General features: G+C 72.2%; 16 protein-coding genes. 7 read left to right on the forward strand and 9 right to left on the reverse strand.

Features of this window, described 5'->3' with window-relative positions; all coding sequences use genetic code 11:
• Positions 1–5 precede the first annotated feature (5 nt).
• Entirely contained in the window at positions 6–1,553 is a 1,548-nt protein-coding gene (locus tag JOD66_RS07820; protein WP_204836335.1) for an FMN-binding glutamate synthase family protein, read from the reverse strand.
• Positions 1,554–1,622: 69 nt separating this feature from the next.
• Here JOD66_RS07820 and mshD point away from each other — a divergent pair, with 69 nt between their 5' ends.
• The 3 genes from mshD to JOD66_RS07835 are packed head-to-tail and all read left to right on the forward strand — an operon-like array spanning position 1,623 to position 6,696.
• Entirely contained in the window at positions 1,623–2,504 is an 882-nt protein-coding gene (gene mshD / locus JOD66_RS07825; protein ID WP_307823377.1) for a mycothiol synthase, read from the forward strand.
• Between the two features lie 11 nt (positions 2,505–2,515).
• Complete coding sequence (locus JOD66_RS07830) at positions 2,516–6,100, forward strand: coiled-coil domain-containing protein (protein WP_204836336.1); 3,585 nt, start codon at positions 2,516–2,518, stop codon at positions 6,098–6,100.
• Positions 6,082–6,696, forward strand: coding sequence for a hypothetical protein (locus JOD66_RS07835; RefSeq protein ID WP_204836337.1), 615 nt, complete (start codon positions 6,082–6,084; stop codon positions 6,694–6,696). The genes JOD66_RS07830 and JOD66_RS07835 overlap by 19 nt, the downstream gene beginning before the upstream one ends.
• Before the next feature lie 149 nt (positions 6,697–6,845).
• On the opposite strand, the gene JOD66_RS07840 is transcribed toward JOD66_RS07835, so the two are convergent.
• Positions 6,846–7,865 (reverse strand): alpha/beta hydrolase, encoded by a 1,020-nt coding sequence (locus JOD66_RS07840; protein ID WP_307823378.1) that lies wholly within the window; start codon positions 7,863–7,865, stop codon positions 6,846–6,848.
• Positions 7,866–7,949: 84 nt separating this feature from the next.
• On the opposite strand from JOD66_RS07840, the gene JOD66_RS07845 reads away from it, so the two are divergent.
• From JOD66_RS07845 to JOD66_RS07855, 3 genes are all read left to right on the forward strand, one after another.
• The gene (locus JOD66_RS07845) at positions 7,950–10,118 is read left to right on the forward strand and encodes an RNA degradosome polyphosphate kinase (RefSeq protein ID WP_204836338.1); all 2,169 of its coding nucleotides are present in this window, start codon (positions 7,950–7,952) and stop codon (positions 10,116–10,118) included.
• A 141-nt stretch (positions 10,119–10,259) separates the two neighbouring features.
• A complete protein-coding gene (locus JOD66_RS07850) occupies positions 10,260–10,880 on the forward strand; it encodes a DUF47 domain-containing protein (protein ID WP_204836339.1) in 621 nt (206 codons plus the stop codon).
• A gap of 4 nt (positions 10,881–10,884) precedes the next feature.
• Positions 10,885–11,913, forward strand: a complete 1,029-nt coding sequence (locus JOD66_RS07855; RefSeq protein ID WP_204836340.1) for an inorganic phosphate transporter — start codon at positions 10,885–10,887, stop codon at positions 11,911–11,913.
• Here the strand turns inward: JOD66_RS07855 and JOD66_RS07860 are convergent.
• The 6 genes from JOD66_RS07860 to JOD66_RS07885 form a co-directional block, all read right to left on the reverse strand.
• On the reverse strand, positions 11,900–12,643 hold the full coding sequence (locus tag JOD66_RS07860; protein ID WP_204836341.1) for a response regulator transcription factor: 744 nt from the start codon (positions 12,641–12,643) through the stop codon (positions 11,900–11,902). The genes JOD66_RS07855 and JOD66_RS07860 overlap by 14 nt on opposite strands.
• Positions 12,644–12,671: 28 nt before the next feature.
• Positions 12,672–13,451 carry a phosphate ABC transporter ATP-binding protein PstB gene (gene pstB / locus JOD66_RS07865; RefSeq protein ID WP_204836342.1) on the reverse strand — a complete coding sequence of 260 codons (780 nt, stop codon included), beginning with the start codon at positions 13,449–13,451 and terminating at the stop codon, positions 12,672–12,674.
• An 11-nt stretch (positions 13,452–13,462) separates the two neighbouring features.
• Positions 13,463–14,518, reverse strand: coding sequence for a phosphate ABC transporter permease PstA (gene pstA / locus JOD66_RS07870; RefSeq protein ID WP_204836343.1), 1,056 nt, complete (start codon positions 14,516–14,518; stop codon positions 13,463–13,465).
• The gene (gene pstC, locus JOD66_RS07875; RefSeq protein ID WP_307823379.1) at positions 14,515–15,483 is read right to left on the reverse strand and encodes a phosphate ABC transporter permease subunit PstC; all 969 of its coding nucleotides are present in this window, start codon (positions 15,481–15,483) and stop codon (positions 14,515–14,517) included. The genes pstA and pstC overlap by 4 nt, the downstream gene beginning before the upstream one ends.
• Positions 15,484–15,598: 115 nt before the next feature.
• A complete protein-coding gene (pstS, locus tag JOD66_RS07880) occupies positions 15,599–16,699 on the reverse strand; it encodes a phosphate ABC transporter substrate-binding protein PstS (RefSeq protein WP_204836345.1) in 1,101 nt (366 codons plus the stop codon).
• A gap of 196 nt (positions 16,700–16,895) precedes the next feature.
• Entirely contained in the window at positions 16,896–17,756 is an 861-nt protein-coding gene (locus JOD66_RS07885; protein WP_307823380.1) for an NUDIX domain-containing protein, read from the reverse strand.
• Positions 17,757–17,787: 31 nt separating this feature from the next.
• Between JOD66_RS07885 and JOD66_RS07890 the strand changes: the two genes are divergently transcribed.
• The gene (locus JOD66_RS07890; protein ID WP_204836347.1) at positions 17,788–18,837 is read left to right on the forward strand and encodes a hypothetical protein; all 1,050 of its coding nucleotides are present in this window, start codon (positions 17,788–17,790) and stop codon (positions 18,835–18,837) included.
• A 217-nt stretch (positions 18,838–19,054) separates the two neighbouring features.
• Here the strand turns inward: JOD66_RS07890 and JOD66_RS07895 are convergent, their stop codons facing one another.
• Positions 19,055–19,195: a hypothetical protein gene (locus JOD66_RS07895; RefSeq protein ID WP_204836348.1), complete on the reverse strand. Its 141-nt coding sequence runs from the start codon at positions 19,193–19,195 to the stop codon at positions 19,055–19,057.
• Positions 19,196–19,316: the final 121 nt, after the last annotated feature.

Below are 19,316 nucleotides of genomic sequence, written 5' to 3' on the forward strand. Positions count from 1 at the left end.
TCCCGTCAGGACGTTCGGCCCTGCTCGTCGAAGTGGTCGGCGGTGTGCATCAGCCGCTGCACCTGCTCGCGCAGCTCCGGTCCGAGCTCGCCCCAGCCGTCCTTGTAGCCGTAGACCGAGGCGAGCGAGCGGGCGTCGTAGTCGCCGTTGAAGATGTCGACGTCGCCACAGGTGATCAGGCCCGGGTGCGCGACGCCGACCGCCGCCGAGACCCGGGTCAGCTCCTTGCGCAGGGTGCGCAGGTAGACCGCGCAGCGCTCGGCCTTCGACACCGGGTCGAGACCGCGGACCAGCCACGGGTTCTGGGTGGCGACGCCGGTCGGGCAGTGGTCGGTGTGGCACTTCTGGGCCTGGATGCAGCCGATCGAGAGCATCGCCTCGCGGGCCACGTTGATCAGGTCGGCGCCGAGCGCGAACGCGACGATCGCGTTGTCGGGCAGGCCCAGCTTGGCCGAGCCGATGAACGTGATGTCGTCGGTCAGCCCCAGCTCGGCGAAGGTGCCGTAGACCCGGGAGAAGCCCATCCGGTACGGCAGCGCGACCGAGTCGGCGAAGATCAGCGGCGCGGCGCCCGTGCCGCCCTCCCCGCCGTCGACGGTGATGAAGTCGACCCCGCGCTCCCCCGGCGACATCAGCCGGGCCAGCTCCTCCCAGAAGTCCATCGCGCCGACCGCGGACTTGATGCCGACCGGCAGCCCGGTCTCGGCCGCGAGCAGCTCGACGAAGTCGAGCATCGAGTCGACGTCGTGGAAGGCGGTGTGGCGCGACGGCGACGCGCAGTCCCTGCCTTCCGGAATGCCACGGATCTCGGCGATCTCCGCGGTCACCTTCGCCGCCGGCAGCAGCCCGCCCAGACCGGGCTTGGCGCCCTGGCTGAGCTTGATCTCGATCGCCTTGACCGGCGCCGAGGCGATCATCTCCTTGAGCCGCGGCAGCGAGAAGGAGCCCTTCTCGTCCCGGCAGCCGAAGTACGCCGTACCGATCTGGACGACCAGGTCGGCCCCGTTGCGGTGGTACGGCGAGATCGCGCCCTCGCCCGTGTTGTGGAGGCAGCCCGCCGCGGCGGCACCCTTGTTGAGCGCGGTGATCGCGTTGGAGGAGAGCGAGCCGAAGCTCATCGCCGACACGTTGACGACCGACCCGGGCCGGAACGCCTTCGCCCGGCCGCGCGGACCGCCGAGCACCTTGGCCGCGGGCAGCGTCCAGTTGGCGTCCTGGTCGCTCGGCAGCCGGTCGGCGAAGGTGCGCTGCTTGATGTAGGCGTGGCCCTGGACGTGCTCGACGTCGACGTCCGTGCCGAACCCGAAGTAGCTGTTCTCCTCCTTGCTGGAGGCATAGATCCAGGTCCGTTGGTCGCGGCTGAACGGCCGCTCCTCCTCGTTGCTGGTCACGATGTACTGCCGCAGCTCCGGCCCGACCGTCTCCAGCCAGTACCGGGCGTGCCCGATCACCGGGAAGTTGCGCTGCAGCGCGTGCCGCTTCTGGACGAGATCGCGAGCGGCGAGCGCTCCGAGCGCCACGACTGCCCCACCCACGGCGTGGATCGGCTTCATGGTGGCAGTCCTACCCCCTCGCCCTGACACCTGTAAACGCCGCGCGGGTGGCGGGATAGCGTGGGAGAGGTGAACGCGGAGCTCCCCCTGCTGACCGACGCCCCCGCCCTCGACGCGATCGGGCGGGTCCGCGACGCCAGCCGGGAGCACGACGGCACCGACCCCGTCGACGAGGCGGTCGCCCTCCGGCTCAAGCACCACGGGCTCGCCGGCGCCGGCGCCTGGGTGAGCGACCAGGGCTTCGCGCTGCGTCACGACGGCGAGCTCGACCTGGCCGTCGCGCCCTCAGCGCGTGGGCACGGACTGGGCGCCTCGCTCGGCGCCCTGGCCGTCGCCGAGCCGGGTCCGCTCACCGCCTGGTCCCACGGCGACCACCCCGCCGCCGCGGCGCTCGCCCGCCGCTGGGGTTTCGCCCGTACCCGCGAGCTGTGGGTGATGCGCCGGCCGAGCGCCGTACCGCTGCCGTCCGTGACGCTGCCCGACGGCGTACGGATCCGCGACTACGGCGACTCCGACGCCGAGGCGCTGCTCGCCGTGAACGCGGCCGCCTTCGCCCACCATCCGGAGCAGGGCGGGCTGGACGCCGCCGGGCTGGCGGAGCGGATGGCGGAGCCCTGGTTCGACCCGGCCGGGCTGCTGCTCGCCGTCGACGACGCCGGCGATCTGCTGGGCTTCCACTGGACCAAGCAGCACGACGCCTCCCTGGGCGAGGTGTACGTCGTCGGCGTCTCGCCCACCGCCCAGGGCCGTGGGCTGGGCCGCGTGCTCACCATCGCGGGCCTACAGCATCTCGCGGCGCGTGGCGTGGCCGAGGTGCTGCTCTACGTGGAGTCCGACAACACCCCCGCCCGGCGGCTGTACGAGGATCTCGGCTTCCAGCACGCGGCGGCCGACACCCATGTCCAGTACCAGCGGGCGGAAGTCGCCCGTAACCCCCTGACTCCTGAGTAGATTTACCCACCATGAGCTCTGTCACCGACGGCGAGCCGGGTCCCGAGGACTCCCGGTTCGCTGCCTCGCGCGCTGGGCGCGGTCGGGGACGGAGAGGCCTCTGGCGGCGCCACGACGACGTCCCCGTCGTCGGCGAGCTCGCCGACGACGACGTCCAGGAGCTGCTGCGCCGCAGCAACACCTCGCTGCCGGCCGACGAGTCCGCGGCTGAGTCCGCTCCGCCCGCGGCCGGCTCCGACGAGCGGTCCGGCGATCCGGGCGACGACATCGCCGCGCGGGTCGGCAGCCGCACCACCGCGCCGCCCGACCCCGGCGACGTCACCGACCTCGACTGGGACGCGCTGGTCGAGCCGCAGCAGCCCGACGACGCCGACGACGCGGCCGGCGAGGCGCCCGGCGCCGACCGCTTCGGTCCCGGCCCCAGCGCCGACTGGGCCAGCGTCATCGACCGCTCGCTCGGCCGGCCGCTCACCGAGATCGAGCCCCACGAGTTCGAGGCGGGCTCCGAGGCGACCGCCGACGACCCGACCCTGCGCGGCACCCTCACCGACCGGCTGGAGCGGATGCGCGCCGAGGGGGGCGAGGCCCCGGAGCGCCCCCACGAGACCGCTGCCGGCGAAGAGACGGACGCGGATGCCGCCGACGACTGGTCGGCGATCATCTCCCGCGCCACCCAGCGCCCGTTCGGCGACGCCCACGGCATCACTGCTGCCCAGACCGACGAGGCCGACGCCGAGCCGGTCGACCCGCTGACCGCGGAGGTGTGGCTCGAGGAGGAGTCGGAGCCCGAGGGCCCGACCGAGCCGGAGCCCGAGGCGCAGGCCCCGACCGAGCCGGAGCCGGAGCCCGAGCCGGAGCCCGAGCCGGCGCCGGTGGCCGAGCAGGCTCTCCCCGACCACCGACTGACCGACGAGGAGGCCGGCCAGCGGGTGATCGCGGCCGCCGTCGACGGTGGCTTCGCGGAGCCGACGCCCGTCCCCCAGCCCAAGGGCCTGGCCCGGCTGCGGCGCCGCCCGGGCGCGGCCTCGGCGCCGAAGCCGCACGCACGCCCCCTGCCGGAGGTCGTCGAGCCGCCGCTGCTCGAGGAGCCGATCCCCAACATCGACCGCATCGACGACGTCCCGCGTCGGCCCGAGGAGGTCCTCGCCCATGCGCGGGCCGAGATCGAGGCCGAGCTGGTGGCGCCGGCCGAGACGCCCGACGGCGTCGGGGCCGACGAGGCAGGCGTACCCGACAACGCCGAGGTGGTCGCCGCCCTGGCAGCGCGGCTGCGGCGCGACGCCGAGCTGGCCGCGGCCGAGCAGGCCGCCGAGCGACTGGCCGCCGAGGAGGCCGCCCAGCTGGCCCACGAGGCCCGGGCCGAGGCCGACCGGCTGGCGAACGCGGCGTCCGCGCAGCGTGAGGAGGCCGAGCTGCGTGCCGTCGAGCAGGCCCGACTGGCGGCCGAGGCGCATGCCGCCCGCGAGGCCGCCGAGGCGCGGGCGCGGGTGATGGCCGAGGCGGCGGCGGTGAGTGCCGCCGAGCACGCCGAGTTCGCGCGCCGCATGCTCGAGGAGCGGGAGGCCGCCGAGCGGACCTCCGCCGAGATCGCCCAGGCTCGCGCCCTCGCCGAGGAGGCCGCCCGCCAGCAGGCCGCCCTCGCCCAGGACGCCCACCGCGCCGCCGAGGCCGCCGAGGAGCGCGCCCGGATGCTCGCCGACCAGGCTGCGGCGAGCGCCGAGGAGCACGGCGCGCTCGCCCGGCAGGCCGTCGAGGAGCGTGCGATCGCCGAGCAGGCCGCCGCCGAGCACGCCCGGCTCGCCCAGGAGGCCCAGGCCTCCCGCCGACTGGCCGAGGAGGCGGCGCTGGAGCAGGCCGAGCTGGCCCGCCTGGCGCTCGAGACCGCCGAGGCCGCGGAACGCCGCGCCGGCGACGCCGCCGCCCGCGCCGAGGAGCAGTCCGCCGCCCGGGTCGCCGCCGACGAGTCAGCCACCCAGCAGGCCCACCGCGCCGAAGAGGCCCACCAGGCCCGCCTGCTCGCCGAGGAGGCCGCCCGCCAGCAGCTCGAGCTCGCCACCGAGGCCCAGGCCGCCGCCGCAGCCGCCCACGCCTCCGCCGCCGCCCTCGCCGAGGAGAAGAAGGCCGCCACCGAGGCCCTCGCCCGCGCCTCCGAGGTCGCCACCGAAGCCACCCGCGCCCGCACCGAGGCCGAGCAGCGCGCCGCCGCCGCCCTCACCGAGCTCGAGCACTCCGCCGCCGCCCACACCGCCGCCCTCGAGAACCTCCGCTCCGAGCTCGTCGAGGCCGAGGCCCGCGCCCTCGAGCACGCCCGCGCCCGCGCCGAGGCCGAGGCCCGCGCCGCCGAGCTCGCCCAGGAACGCGAACGCGCCCTCGCCGACGCCGCCGCCCTCGCCCAGCAGGTCGCCCAGATCCGCGCCACCCTCACCCCGGACCCCGCGGCAGACATCACCCCGCTCGCCGCGGTCGTGACGCCGGACGAGGTGGCGACCACGCCCGAGCCGGTCGTCGAGGCCGAGCAGCTGGCCGAGCCGGTCGCCGATCCCGAGCCGGAGCCCGAGCCGGCCGTGCTCATCGAGCCGGAGCCGGAGCCGGAGCCCGAGCCGGAGCCCGAGCCGGAGCCCGAGCTGGAGCCCGCCCTGGTCATCGAACCCGAGCCGGTGGCCGAGGACCCGATCGAGGCGCAGCCCGACCTGACCGAACCCGACGTGGCAGCGCTGGTCGAGGCCGAGCCGGTGACCGACGTACCTCCGGCGACCGACCTCGCCGCCCAGATGGCCCAGATCCGCGCCCGCCTGGCTGAGGAGGCTGTCCCCCTCAGCGCGGAGCCGGAGCCGATCGACGAGGCCGAGACCGACGCGTCCGACGAGGCGGAGCCCGACGACGTGCTGGGCCGGCACGCCGAGCGGACGCCGTCGCTGATGGAGCAGTGGCGCGCGACGGCGAGCACCCCGGACGAGCTCGACGAGACCGACGAGACCGACGATCGCCTCGACGACGCCGACATCCTCGACGTCGCCGCCGAGGAGGAGCCGGTCGCCGAGCCGGAGCCCGAGCCGGAGGTGCTCGCCGAGCCGGAGCCCGAGCCCGAGCCGGAGCCCGAGCCGGAGGTGCTCGCCGAGCCCGCTCCGACCTCGACCATCGCCTCTCGCCCGGCCCCGCCCGCGAAGCCCGTCCCGTTCCACGCGAAGCGCGGCACCGACGCCCTCGCCCCGATCGCGATCCTGTTCGCGCTCGGCCTGGCCGCGGTGGTCGGCCTCCGGGCGATCCGCGGCACCCTGTGGGACGACATCACGTTCAGCGCGACGCTGACCGTCATCGCGGCGATCCTGCTGGGCTACGCGCTCAAGGCGAGCAACTCCTCGCGCAGCGTCAGCATCGACGAGACCGGCGTCCTCAAGGTCACCCAGGGCGACACCAACAGCACCTTCGACCTGACCAGCCCGAACACCAAGATCGAGCAGACCGGCACACCCGGCTCCCGGGCCTGGCGGGTCCTCATCCTGCGGCGCAGCATGGCTCCGGTCGTCATCGACTCCCGCATGGTCGACGCCCACACCTTCCTGGAGGCCCTGCGCCAGTGGCAACCGGACCTCTAGACGTCGACCCGGTGGTCGCGCTCCGGCTGGAGCGCGACGAGCTCGCACGCCGGCTCGCGGCCAGCCAGGACGAGGTCTCGCGGCTGACGGCGGCGTTGGAGAGCTCGCGGGCGGAGGTCGCGGCGCTGCAGGCGGGCGAGTCGCTGTCGCTGTTCGACGGAGACCCGCAGGCCGGTGATCGGCTCACGGGCGACGGCAGCGATCCGCGGGTGCTGTCGATGGTGCTCGGGGCGACGGCGATCGTGGCCGGCATGGTCGCGCTGCTCACCCTGCTCAACGGCAAGCTCGGTACGCCCTTCGGCGTGGCCATCGTGCTCGTGGCGGTCGGTCTGGCCTGGGCGGCGGCCAAGACCAGGGTGGTGCCGGTCGAGGTGAGCGTGGTCCGCGGTGTGGTGTACGTCGAACAGGGCGAGTCGACGTACCGCTTCGACGTCCGCAAGCCGGAGACCCAGGTCGAGGTGGTGGGGCGGCCGGGCGAGCCGGGCTTCCTGGTCCGCTTCCCGCGCAAGGCGATGGAGCCGTTCGTGATCGACGGCTCGATGGTCGACGCCGAGGAGTTCCTCCGCCAGCTGCGCGAACACCGCCCCGAACTCTGAGTGTCCGCCGACCCGGCACAAACTGGCCCGGGATTTCCGCCGACCCGGCAGAAAGTAGTTCGCGGACGGGCTACTTTCTGCCGGGTCGGCGCACCCCCGGCACTACTTTCTGCCGGGTCAGCGCAAAACCCGGGCCACTTTCTGCCGGGTCAGGTGAGGGCGGTGCGGAGCCGGCCGGCGATCTCCCGCACCGCGGCCCGGCTGGAGCGGCCCACGCCGAGGATGTTCAAGAAGCCGTGGATCTGGTCGACATAGCGCTTGAGCTCGACCTCGGCGCCGGCGTCCACCATCCGGCGTGCGTAGTCCTCACCCTCGTCGCGCAGCGGGTCGAAGCCCGCGGTGGCGACGAAGGCGGGAGCGAGGCCGGCGGGCAGGTCGATGTCGAGCAGGTTCATCCGCTCGTCGGCCCGGTCCTCGGGCCGAGGCAGGTAGCTGTCGTTGAACGTGGCGATCGACTCGGCGGTGAGATAGAGCCCCTCGCCGAACAGCCGCAGGCTCTCGGTCGAGCGGTCGGCGTCGGTGCACGGGTAGACGAGCAGCTGGAAGGCGAGCGGGAGGCCGGCCCGGGCGGCGGCGATCGCGGTCCAGGCGGCGAGGTTGCCGCCGGCGGAGTCGCCGGCGACGCCGATCCGCTCGGGGTCGACGTCGAGCTCGGCGGCGTGCTCGTGCACCCAGCGCAGCGTGGCCTCCGCGTCGTCGAAGGCGGCGGGGAACGCAGCCTCGGGACCGACCCGGTACTCCACCGCGAGCACCCGCACGCCCGACTCCTCCGCGAGCAGCCGGCAAGGCGCGTCGTGGGAGACGAGGTCGCCGTAGAGGAAGCCGCCGCCGTGGAAGAACACCAGCAGTCCGGACCCGGCGCGCCGCGACGGCTGGTAGAGCCGCCCCGGCAGGTCACCCACCGCGAGGTCGCGCACGCTGCCGATCGGCTGGCGCCCGCCCACGAGTACGGCGTTCTCCCGCAGCGCGGCCCGCCCCTCGGCGACACCGGTCCCGGCGAGGTCGCCCTTGCGGGCCAGGCGCTGCAGGGTCAGCATCACCTGCAGGTCGGGGGCCAGCGTCTGCCCGTCGAGCACCAGCGCCGGGCCGGTGATCAGCCGCTGTGCCCGCGCGGGCAGTCCCATCAAGGTCGACAGCAGGCGCGCCTCGGCCGCGTTCCGGATGCTCACGGGGAGACCATACTCAGAGTACGCCGACCGTGCGGCCCGGTCGGCGTCACCTCACGTTCACCCGAAGGTGCCACACTCGCGAACATGTCGACCGAGCAGCAGCCGACGTCCCTCCTCCCGGACGCCGAGAGCCCCGAGACCGGTACTCTCGTCGCCGTGTCCGAGGAGGATCCGGGCTACGTCCCCGACCCGGCGCTGGTCGCGGCGATCGAGTCGGTCGACAACCGCTTCGTCGACCGCGAGCTGTCGTGGTTGCGGTTCAACGAGCGGGTGCTGGAGCTGGCCGAGGACGAGTCCCTGCCGCTGCTCGAACGGGCCCGGTTCCTGGCGATCTTCACCAGCAACCTCGACGAGTTCTTCATGGTCCGGGTGGCCGGCCTCAAGCGCCGGATCGCGACCGGACTGGCGGTGCGGGCGGCGAGCGGCCTGATGCCGCTGGAGGTGCTGGAGGCGATCTGGCGTCGTACGGCGGAGCTGAGCCAGCGTCACGCGCGGGTCTTCCACGACGAGGTGGTGCCGGCGCTGGGCGCGGAGGGGATCGACCTGGTCCGCTGGGCCGACCTGGACCGCGACGAGCAGAAGGAGTGCAAGCGGCTGTTCAAGGACCGGATCTTCCCGGTGCTGACCCCGCTGGCCGTCGACCCGGCCCACCCCTTCCCCTACATCTCCGGCCTCTCGCTCAACCTCGCGGTCGTGCTGCGCAACCCGAAGTCGGGCAAGGAGCTGTTCGCCCGGGTGAAGGTGCCGTCGAACTTCGACCGCTTCGTCTCGCTCGGCAACGCCCGGTTCGTGCCGCTGGAGGATGTCATCGGCGCCCACCTGCGCCGGCTCTTCCCCGGGATGGAGGTGCTCGAGGCGCACACCTTCCGGGTCACCCGCAACGAGGACCTCGAGGTCGAGGAGGACGACGCCGAGAACCTGCTCGCCGCGCTCGAGAAGGAGCTGCTGCGGCGCAAGTTCGGCCCGCCGGTGCGCCTGGAGGTGGAGGAGTCGATCGCGCCGTCGGTGCTCGAGCTGCTGGTCTCCGAGCTCGGGATCAGCGACAACGAGGTGTTCCGGCTGCCGGGGCCGCTCGACCTGCGCGGCCTGCACTCGATCGCCGATCTGCCCCGCGAGGACCTGAAGTACCCCTCCTTCGTGCCGAGCACCCACACCCGGCTGGCCGACTTCGAGTCGGCCGCGCCGGTCGACGTGTTCAAGGCGCTGCGTCGCCGCGACGTGCTCCTGCACCACCCCTACGACTCCTTCGCCACGTCGGTGCAGCGCTTCATCGAGCAGGCCGCGGCCGACCCGCACGTGCTGGCCATCAAGCAGACGCTCTACCGCACCTCCGGCGACTCCCCGATCATCGACGCCCTCATCGACGCCGCCGAGGCCGGCAAGCAGGTGCTGGTCCTGGTCGAGATCAAGGCCCGGTTCGACGAGCAGGCCAACATCCGCTGGGCGCGCAAGCTGGAGCAGGCCGGCTGCCATGTCGTCTACGGCCTGGTCGGGCTCAAGACCCACTGCAAGCTGGCGATGGTGGTGCGCGACGAGCCGGAGGGCATTCGCCGCTACACCCACATCGGCACGGGCAACTACAACCCGAAGACCTCGCGGATGTACGAGGACCTCGGCCTGCTCACGACCAACGAGGTGATCGGCGAGGACGTCGCCCACCTGTTCAACAACCTCTCCGGCTGGTCGCGCAAGGCGACCTACGAGGACCTGCTCGTCGCCCCCGACTCGGTGCGCGCCGGCCTGATCGACCAGATCCACCGCGAGATCGACCACGCCAAGGCCGGCCGCCCGGCGGGCATCCGGTTCAAGGCGAACTCGGTCGTCGACGAGGAGACCATCGACGCGCTCTACCTCGCCTCGTGTGAGGGCGTGCCGGTCGAGCTGCTCGTGCGCGGGATCTGCGCGCTGCGCCCCGGGGTCGCCGGGCTGAGCGAGAACATCAAGGTCCGCTCCATCCTCGGCCGCTTCCTCGAGCACAGCCGGGTGTTCTCCTTCGAGGGCGGCGGCGAGCCGGTCACCTGGATCGGCTCGGCCGACCTCATGCATCGCAACCTCGACCGCCGGGTCGAGGTCCTGGTCCGCCTGCCCGCCGCCAGTCGCGACGACGTACGACGCCTGCTCGACCTCGCGTTCGCCCCGACCACCCAGGCGTGGGAGCTGGGCGCCGACGGCGAGTGGAAGCGCAACGCCGGCACGGTCCACCTCCAGGAGACCCTGATCGAGCAGCAGCGGAAGCGGCGTACGAGCGACTGATTCCGGGCTGACCCCCGGCTGACCTGCGACAACGCGCCGGGGTGCCCCGCGCCACAGCGCGCGGCGAGCCCCGCAGTTGCGTTCACGCCCGCGTGGTCCCCTAGCATGAGCGCGTTCGCCTCCGCCTCAACGGGAGTCCATGTGGGTCTGCGTCTGCGTCCGGTCGATACCTCCTTCTACGACCTCTTCACCCAGTCCGCCCAGCACCTCGTGGGCGGCGCCGAGCTCCTCGCCGAGATGCTGTCGGAGTCCTCGGACAAGAACGACGTGGCCGAACGGATGCGTGCCGCCGAGCATGCCGCCGACGAGACCACCCACGAGATCGTCAAGAAGGTCAACAGCACCTTCGTGACGCCGTTCGACCGCGAGGACATCTACGCCCTCGGCTCGGGCCTCGACGACGTCATGGACATGATGGACGAGGCGGTCGACCTGATCCTCCTCTACGAGGTCCAGGTCGCGCTGCCCGCGGAGCTCTCCGAGCAGGTCGAGGTCCTCCAGCGCTGCGCCGAGCTGACCGCGGCGGCCATGCCGAGGCTGCAGTCGATGCAGTCTCTCGACGACTACTGGATCGAGATCAACCGGCTCGAGAACGCCGGCGACCGTAACCACCGGCGCACCCTCGCCAAGCTGTTCTCCGGCGAGTACCCCACCCTCGAGGTGCTCAAGCTCAAGGACATCGTCGAGTCCCTCGAGGGCGCCATCGACGCCTTCGAGCGGGTCGCGAACACGGTGGAGCAGATCGCCGTCAAGGAAGGCTGAGTCGGTGACTCTCACCCTGGCGATCGTGATCGCCGTGGTCGTCATCGCCCTGGCGTTCGACTACACCAACGGCTTCCACGACGCGGCCAACGCGATCGCGACCTCGGTCTCGACGCGTGCCCTCACGCCGCGGATCGCGCTCACCCTGGCGGCGCTGATGAACTTCATCGGCGCCCTGCTCGGGCAGGAGGTCGCCAAGACCGTCGCCGACGTGATCACCATCGAGGACGCCAACGGCCAACTGCAGGTGGGCGTGCACCACGGCCTGGTGATCGTGATGGCCGGCCTGCTCGGCGCGATCATCTGGAACCTGATCACCTGGTACTTCGGCCTGCCGTCGTCGTCCTCGCATGCCCTCATCGGCGGGCTGGTCGGCGCCGCGATCGCGGGTGGCGTCAGCGTCAAGTGGGACACCATCGTGCAGAAGGTGCTGATCCCGATGGTGATCTCGCCGCTGTTCGGCTTCTGCGCCGCTTTCGTCGTGATGACGGCGATCCTGTGGATCTTCCGCAAGGGCAACCCGCACCGGATCAACCGCGGCTTCCGCGGCATGCAGACCATCTCCGCCGCCGCCCTCGCGCTCGGCCACGGCCTGCAGGACGCGCAGAAGACGATGGGCGTCATCCTGCTCACGCTGGTCATCGCCTATCCCGCGAGCTACGACATCGAGACGCTGCCGATCTGGGTCGTGCTCGCCGCCGCGGGCGCCATCTCCGCGGGCACGTACGCCGGCGGCTGGCGGATCATGCGCACCCTGGGCCGCAAGATCATCCACCTCGACCCGCCGCGGGGCTTCGCCGCCGAGTCGGTGGGCGCGGGCGTGCTCTACACGACGGCGTTCGTCTTCCACGCCCCGATCTCGACCACCCACACCATCACCTCGGCCGTGATGGGCGCCGGCGCGACCAAGCGCTTCTCGGCGGTGCGCTGGGGCATGGCCCGCACCATCCTGGTCGCCTGGGTCTCGACCTTCCCCGCGGCCGCCCTCGCGGCCTGGGGCTGCTACGAGATCCTGCACCTCATTCTGCTGTGAGGCAGTAGCCCCGCCCTCGGATCCGTCGTACGTCGACCGCGGACCCGAGCCGCGAGCGCAGCCGGGTGACGTGCATGGCGATGGTGTTGCCCCCCGGCCGCTTGCCGTCGGTGCCCCACAGCGCGTCGCGCAGCTCGTCGTCGGTGACCACGCCGGGCGCGGCCAGCAGCAGCGCGCGCAGCAGCTCGAACTCCTTGAGCGGCAGGTCGGCGATCCGCTCGCCGTCCACCCGCACGCTGTACGCCGTCGCGTCGAGCGCGACCGGCCCGAACTCCAGCCGGGCGTGCTCGGCCAGCGAGCGCGGCGCGTGGGTCAGCAGGTCCCACAGGTGCTGGGGCGCGTACGGCCGCACCGCGACCGCCGACGCCCCCGCCAGCATGAGCGGTCCGACCCGGTCGGCTCCCGCCTCGTCGCCGGCGCACGCCGCCGCGATGACGTACGGCGAGCCGTGCTGGCGGATCACGCCGACGAACTCCTCCGCCGGGATCCCCGGGGCGCTCGGCGCCACCACCACGGCGTGGGGGTCGGTGCGCCCGAACTCGACCAGGCCGTCGAGGGTCGAGCCGACCCAGGTCACGTGGACCCCGCGGCCCGCCATCGCCTCCGCGAGCGCGCCGCCGTCGTCGCTGGGGTCGACCACCAGGAGCTGTGCTCCCGAGGACTCGACCCAGCGGTGCAGGTAGGCGCGCACGGACTGGCGACGGGCATCGCGGCGCCCGTCGTCCCGCATCCCCATCGTCTTGCCGGGACCGGCCGGCTCAGCCGAAGCGGCCGGAGATGTAGGCCTCCGTGGCCGGGTCGTCGGGGTTGGCGAACATCTTCTTGGTCGGGTTGAACTCGACCAGGTGTCCGGGCTCGCCGGTCGCCTTGAGGTTGAAGAAGCCGGTGTCGTCGGAGACGCGGGCGGCCTGCTGCATGTTGTGGGTGACGATGACGATCGTGAACTCGTTCTTGAGCTCGTGGATCAGGTCCTCGATGGCCGAGGTCGAGATCGGGTCGAGCGCGGAGCACGGCTCGTCCATGAGCAGCACCTGCGGCTCGACGGCGATCGCGCGGGCGATGCACAGCCGCTGCTGCTGACCGCCGGAGAGGCCCATGCCCGGCTTGTTGAGCCGGTCCTTGACCTCCTTCCACAGGTTGGCGCCGCGCAGCGACTTCTCGACGATGTCGTCGGCCGCAGACTTCTTCATCTTGCCCGCGTTGAGCTTGAGGCCCGCGAGGACGTTGTCGTAGATCGACATCGTCGGGAACGGGTTGGGGCGCTGGAAGACCATCCCGACCTGACGGCGTACGGCGACCGGGTCGACGCCGCTCTCGTAGAGGTCCTGCCCGTCGACGACGATCTTGCCCTCGACCCGGGCGCCCGGGATCACCTCGTGCATCCGGTTGAGGGAGCGAAGGAAGGTCGACTTGCCGCAGCCCGACGGACCGATGAAGGCGGTCACCGCGCCGGCCCGGATCGTCATGTTGACGCCCTGCACGGCGAGGAAGTCGCCGTAGTAGATGTTGACGTCGGAGACGTCGATGCTCTTGGCCATGGTGTTGCCTCTCAGCCCTTCTTGGGCGCGAAGATCTTGCCGACGATGCGTGCTGCGAGGTTGAGCACCATCACGATGACGATGAGGATGAAGGCGGCGCCCCAGGCGATCGCCTCCGCGGGGGCGTCGCCCCGCAGGTTCTGTCCGTAGATGAGGACCGGGAGGGTCGTCATCGCGCCGTCGAACAGGTTCATGTTGGTCCGGTCGGTGGCGCCGGCGATGAGGAGCAGCGGTGCGGTCTCGCCGATGACGCGGGAGATCGCGAGCGTGATGCCGGTGAGGATGCCGCCGATGGCGGTCGGGAGCACGATCCGCACGATCGTCTTCCACTTCGGGGTACCGAGCGCGTACGACGCCTCGCGCAGGTCGTCGGGCACCAGCCGCAGCATCTCCTCGGTCGCCCGGACCACGATCGGGATCATCAGCAAGGACAGCGCGACCGATCCTCCGAAGCCGGACACGTACGCCGGCCCGAAGAGCAGCGTGAACAGGGCGAAGGCGAACAGGCCGGCGACGATCGAGGGGATGCCGGTCATCACGTCGACCAGGAAGGTGATCGCCTTGGCCAGCTTGTTGCCCTTGCCGTACTCCACCAGGTAGACCGCCGCCATCACGCCCACCGGGACGGAGATGACCGCGGCGCCGAGCGTGATCAGCAGGGTGCCGATGATCGCGTGGTAGACGCCGACGGGCTGGTCGATCTGGGTCTTGAAGAAGGAGTAGCTGAGGAAGGTGCCGTCGATCCGGCTCGCGCCCTTGTCGATGACCCGCCAGACCAGCGAGACCAGCGGGACGACGGCGATGCCGAAGGACGTCCAGATCAGGCCGGTCATCAGCCGGTCGGTGGCGCCGCGGCGGCCCTCGATCACCAGCGACCAGACCGGCAGCACGACCAGGAAGGCGAGCACGCCGAGCAGCACCGAGCCGACCAGGCCCATGCCGAGCACCAGCAGCAGGGCGCCGAACGCGACGGCGATGACGCCGACGATGAGCCCGGCCTGGCGCGGCAGCCGCGGCTGGACCAGCGGGACGTGCACCCGGGTCTGTACCTCTTCGAGCGTGGTCATCGCGCCATCCGCCTCTCGCTGCGGCCCACGATCCAGCGGGCGAGGAAGTTGACCAGGAAGGTCATCAAGAAGAGCACCAGGCCGGTCGCGACCAGCACGTTGAGCAGGTCGGCGCTGCGCTCCTTGTACTTGAGCGCGATGTTGGCGGCGATCGAGGTCGGGCTCGAGGAGCCGATGACGTTCCAGGACAGGTCGAAGCCGAACGAGAGCACCATCGTGACCGCCATCGTCTCGCCGAGCGCGCGGCCCAGGCCCAGCATCACGGCGGACACCATGCCGGAGCGGGCGTAGGGGAAGACGGTCATCCGGATCATCTCCCACCGCGTCGCGCCGAGGGCCAGCGCGGCCTCCTCGTGCAGGCGCGGCGTCCGGGTGAACACCTCGCGACTGATGGCGGTGATGATCGGGAGGATCATGATCGCGAGCACGATGCCCGCGGTGAGGATCGAGCGACCGGTCGCGTTCGGCTCGCCGAACAGGTTCCCGATGATCGGGATCGGGCCGAGGTGCTCGTGCAGCCACACGTGCATCGGCTTCAGCTTGTTGGCGAGGAAGAAGGCGCCCCACAGGCCGTAGACGACCGACGGCACGGCGGCCAGCAGGTCGATCACGTAGGCCACCGGGCCCGCGATCCACTTGGGCGCGTAGTGGCTGATCACCAGCGCGATCCCGAAGGCCAGCGGCACCGCGATGATCAGCGCGATGACCGACGCCGTGAACGTGCCGACGAGCAGCGGGACGACATAGCCCAGGAAGCTCTCGGCGTGCGGGCCGTAGACCTCGGCCGGCTTCGAGAAGCCCGGCGCGCCCTTGATCGCGAGGAAGATGAAGACGCCCGCCAGGGCGGCCAGGATGGTCAGGCCGGCCGCCAGGGCGGTGCCGGCGAAGATCCGGTCGCCGACGCCGGCGCGGGCCTTCGCCCAGTTCGCGGAGGCGTCCTCGACCTCGGCGGTGGGTGCTGTCACTGCTGTCACCTCATGCTCGGGTGCTGCTCGGGTGCTGCTGGGGGCTGTGGGGACCCGGTTCCCCACGGGCGGAGGGGGTGAGGACGGGATCGCCGTCCTCACCCCCTGCCGTGGGTCACTTGGCGGAGATGCCCGCCACGATCTCCTGGGCCTTGCTGGCGGTCTCGGGCGCGAGCTTGGCGGAGCCGGCGAAGTCCGCCGCCTCGGCCTGGCCCTCGTCGGAGACGATGTAGCTCAGGTAGCCCTTGACGTTGGCCGCCTCGGCCGCGTCGTCGTACTTCTCGCAGGCGATGAGGTAGGACAGCAGGATGACCGGGTAGGCGCCGGCCTCGGTGGTGGTGCGGTCCACGTCGACGGCGATGTCGGTGGCGTCGCGGCCCTCGACGGTCGGCGAGACGGCGACGGTCTTGGCGGCGCCGTCGGGCGACGGGGCGACGTACTCCTCGCCGACCTTCACGTCGACGTGCTTGAGGTCGCCCGTCTGGCTGGCGTCGGCGTAGCCGATCGTGCCCTCGGTGTCACCGATCGTCTTGACGACACCCGAGGTGCCCTCGGCGGACACGCCGCCGGAGACCGGGAAGGCGTCGGCGGCCTCGTACGACCAGGCGTCGGGCGCGACCTTGCCGAGGTAGTCGGTGAAGTTCTTGGTCGTGCCCGAGTCGTCGGCGCGGTGCACGGGCGTGATCTTCAGGTCGGGGAGCTTCGCGTCGGGGTTCTGGTCGGCGATCGCCTTGTCGTTCCAGTTGGCGATCTTGCCGTCGAAGATCTTCGCGATCGTGTCGGCGTCGAGGTTGAGGGTCTCGACGTCCGGCAGGTTGTACGCGATGGCGATCGAGGAGATGTAGGCCGGGATCTCGACGACGTTGCCGCCGCAGCGCTCCTTGGCGGTCGCGAGCTCCTCCTCGGAGATGTAGGAGTCGGAGCCGGCGAAGGACAGCGCGCCGCTGGTGAACTGGCTGCGGCCGTCGGTCGAGCCGAGCAGGGCGTAGTCGATGGTGAGGCCGCTGTTCTGACCCTGGAACGCGGTCTTCCACGCCTCCTGGGCCTTCTCCTGCGACGTCGCGCCGCCGCCCTTCAGGTTGCCGCTGAGGCTGCTGCCGGAGTCGCCGCCGTTGTCGCTGCCGCCGTCCTCGTTGGACGCGCCGCAGGCGCTCATGAGCAGGGCCAGAGCAGCGATGCCGGGCACCGCGGCGTTGCGGATGGACTTGAGGTTCAAGGAACTGCCTCTCGGAGGTGAGGGGCTCTCGTCCCGCCCCTCGATTCGTACTGGACGATCGAGAAGTTAGGCAGGGTCGGTAACACAACTCCCCGGCCGATCTGAACGAACGGTGAACAGTGGCAGTCGGGGCGGCGATGGCCCGTGGCCCACGTCTCAGGCCGGGGTCGGGCGGGAAGGTCAGCCGGGGGCCGGATCAGCGGGGCTGGTGGCGCTCCACCGCCACCACGCGGCCCTTGCGCACGTGGAGCACCAGGAGCTCGGCCGGCGCAAGGCCCGCGTCGGGCGCGAGCTCGACCCCGAGCGCGTCGTACACGTGGCACAGGACCGGGCGGTGGGTGCACAGCACGCTGCCCTCCTCGCCCGCGAGGAGCTCCTCGACGATCTTCGCGACCGCGCGCGGGGTGGCGTGCTCCTCGCTCAGCCGCGGCCGCAGGTCCAGGGCGTACCCGGCCGTCTCGGCGTACGGGCGCACGGTCTGCACGCACCGGGTGCTGGTGGACGTGGTGATCCGGGTGACGTCGTACGCCGCCAGCAGTGGGACCAGGCGGTCCGCCTCCAGCTCCCCCACCTTGAGCAGGGTGCGTGCGGCGTCCGGTCCGTGCCAGGCTCCCCGCGAGCGGGCCTGGGCATGGCGCAGCACGACCACCGCGTGGGTCCTGCGGCGCACCCGCAGCGCCGCCGTCAGCGTCTCCCGGTCGTGCTCGTAGCTCAGTCGCGCCGGCGCCTCGTCGACCGGCACCCACGCCACCGCGTCGATCTCGTCGTTGGGCCGGTACGCCGACACGTCGTCGTCGCCCACGACCCGGCCGGTCCAGTAGTGGACGGTCTTCATCCGCCGCGCGACGGGGTAGCGCTGCGAGGGCAGCGGCGGGCCCAGGCGGACGTGGACGCCGGTCTCCTCGGCCACCTCCCGGACCGCCGCCGCGGTGGGATGCTCGCCACGGTCCAGCTTGCCCTTGGGGAAGGACCAGTCGTCGTACTTCGGGCGGTGGACCAGCAGCACCTCCCGTCCGGGACGGAACACCACCACGCCGGCAGCGAGGATGTCGGGCACGGGCCCCAGCGTAGGGCCATAGGGTTCAGCCATGCGTCGCCGCTGGATCCTGCTCCTCGCCCTCGCGATTCTCGTCGTGGCGGCGGTCGCGGTGGTCGGCTGGCGGCTGCGCACCGATGACCGCTCCCGGTTCGCCACCGCACTGGAGCTCGCACCCACGTCCGCGGCCCGGTTCAGCTGGACCGACTGGGCCGCGGTGCGCAGCGAGCTCGGGGCGGACCTGTCGGCGTCCTCGAGCGGGGCGGACGTCGACGACTTCCTCCAGGACGCCTTCGACCGGGACCTGGCCTCCACCACGGCCCTGGACGCGTCTGCGCCGACCCTGCAGGACGAGCTGGGCTTCTCCCCCGCCACCCTCGGCTGGGAGCTGTTCACCCAGGGCAAGGACGGCGCACTGGTGCTGATGGGGCTGCCCGACGGCTTCGACGTGGCCGGGCTGCGCGAGCGGCTGCGCGCGGTGGGCTTCGAGGAGCCCGACGACGCCGACGGCGTCTGGCGTGGTGGCGTCGACCTGCTCGAGGGACTCGGCGGCCCGGTCACCCCGGAGCTCGCCGCGCTCCAGATCGACGAGGACGCCGGCGTCCTGGTCGGCAGCGACGACCCCGACTTCCTCGCCCGGCGCGACGAGCTGGCCCGCGGCGGCGAGGAGGACGGGGTCAGCGACGTGGTGACCGCGGTCGGTCCCGCGCTCAGTGCCTCGGTGGCCACCGGCGACCAGGCCTGCTCCGAGCTGGCGATGACCGACGCCGACCCCGCCGACCGGACCCGCGCCACCGAGCTGGTCGAGCAGGCCGGCGGCGTCCACCCGCTGACGGGCTTCGCCATCGCCGCGCAGCCCGGCGGCGGGATCCGGGTGGCGATGGCGTTCGAGAACGACGAGCAGGCCCGCGAGGACGCCGACAGCCGCTCGCGTCTCGCCGCCGGCCCGGCGCCCGGCCAGGGCGGCAGCTTCCCCGAGCGCTTCGAGCTCGGCAAGGTGGTCGCGAACGGGCGGGTGCTGACGATGGCGATGACGCCGGTCGAGGGCACCTACGTGCTCTCCGACCTCAGCCACGGGCCGGTGCTCTTCGCGACCTGCTGAGGACGTGAGGGACGGCAGCGCGACCGACCGAGCGCGGCGGGTAGCGCGAGCGACGCGCTCGCGCCCCGTGCCCTCCCCCTCGCGTCGGCCCTCGCGGGAAGCGAGTCTTTCCGCGAGCCGACCGGCTGGCCGCCAGACCAACCGAACGACGACGAGAGCCAACCGCGTGCGCGGCAGCGCGGCGCGAGGAACGAGCGACGCCCTCGCGCCATCCAGATCAGACGCCGAGAATCCGGTCGATCTCCTCGACGGTGAGCCGCTCGTCGGAGTTGCTGGCGGCGATGATCAGGTTGGTGGTCAGCTCGACCTCCACGAGGAGGTCGCCGTCCTCGAGGGTCACGTCGAACTGATCGGCCATCCTTCCCCTCCCTCGACCTGAGCCAGCACGGTATTCCGATCCCATGATCCCCCGCGCGGTCCCCGACAAACCCAAAAAGTTCCGGAAAAATTCGTGAGGCCCCGCCGAGCCGGCGGGGCCT

Origin of the sequence: Nocardioides nitrophenolicus (assembly GCF_016907515.1) — a bacterium.
Lineage (GTDB): Bacteria > Actinomycetota > Actinomycetes > Propionibacteriales > Nocardioidaceae > Nocardioides > Nocardioides nitrophenolicus.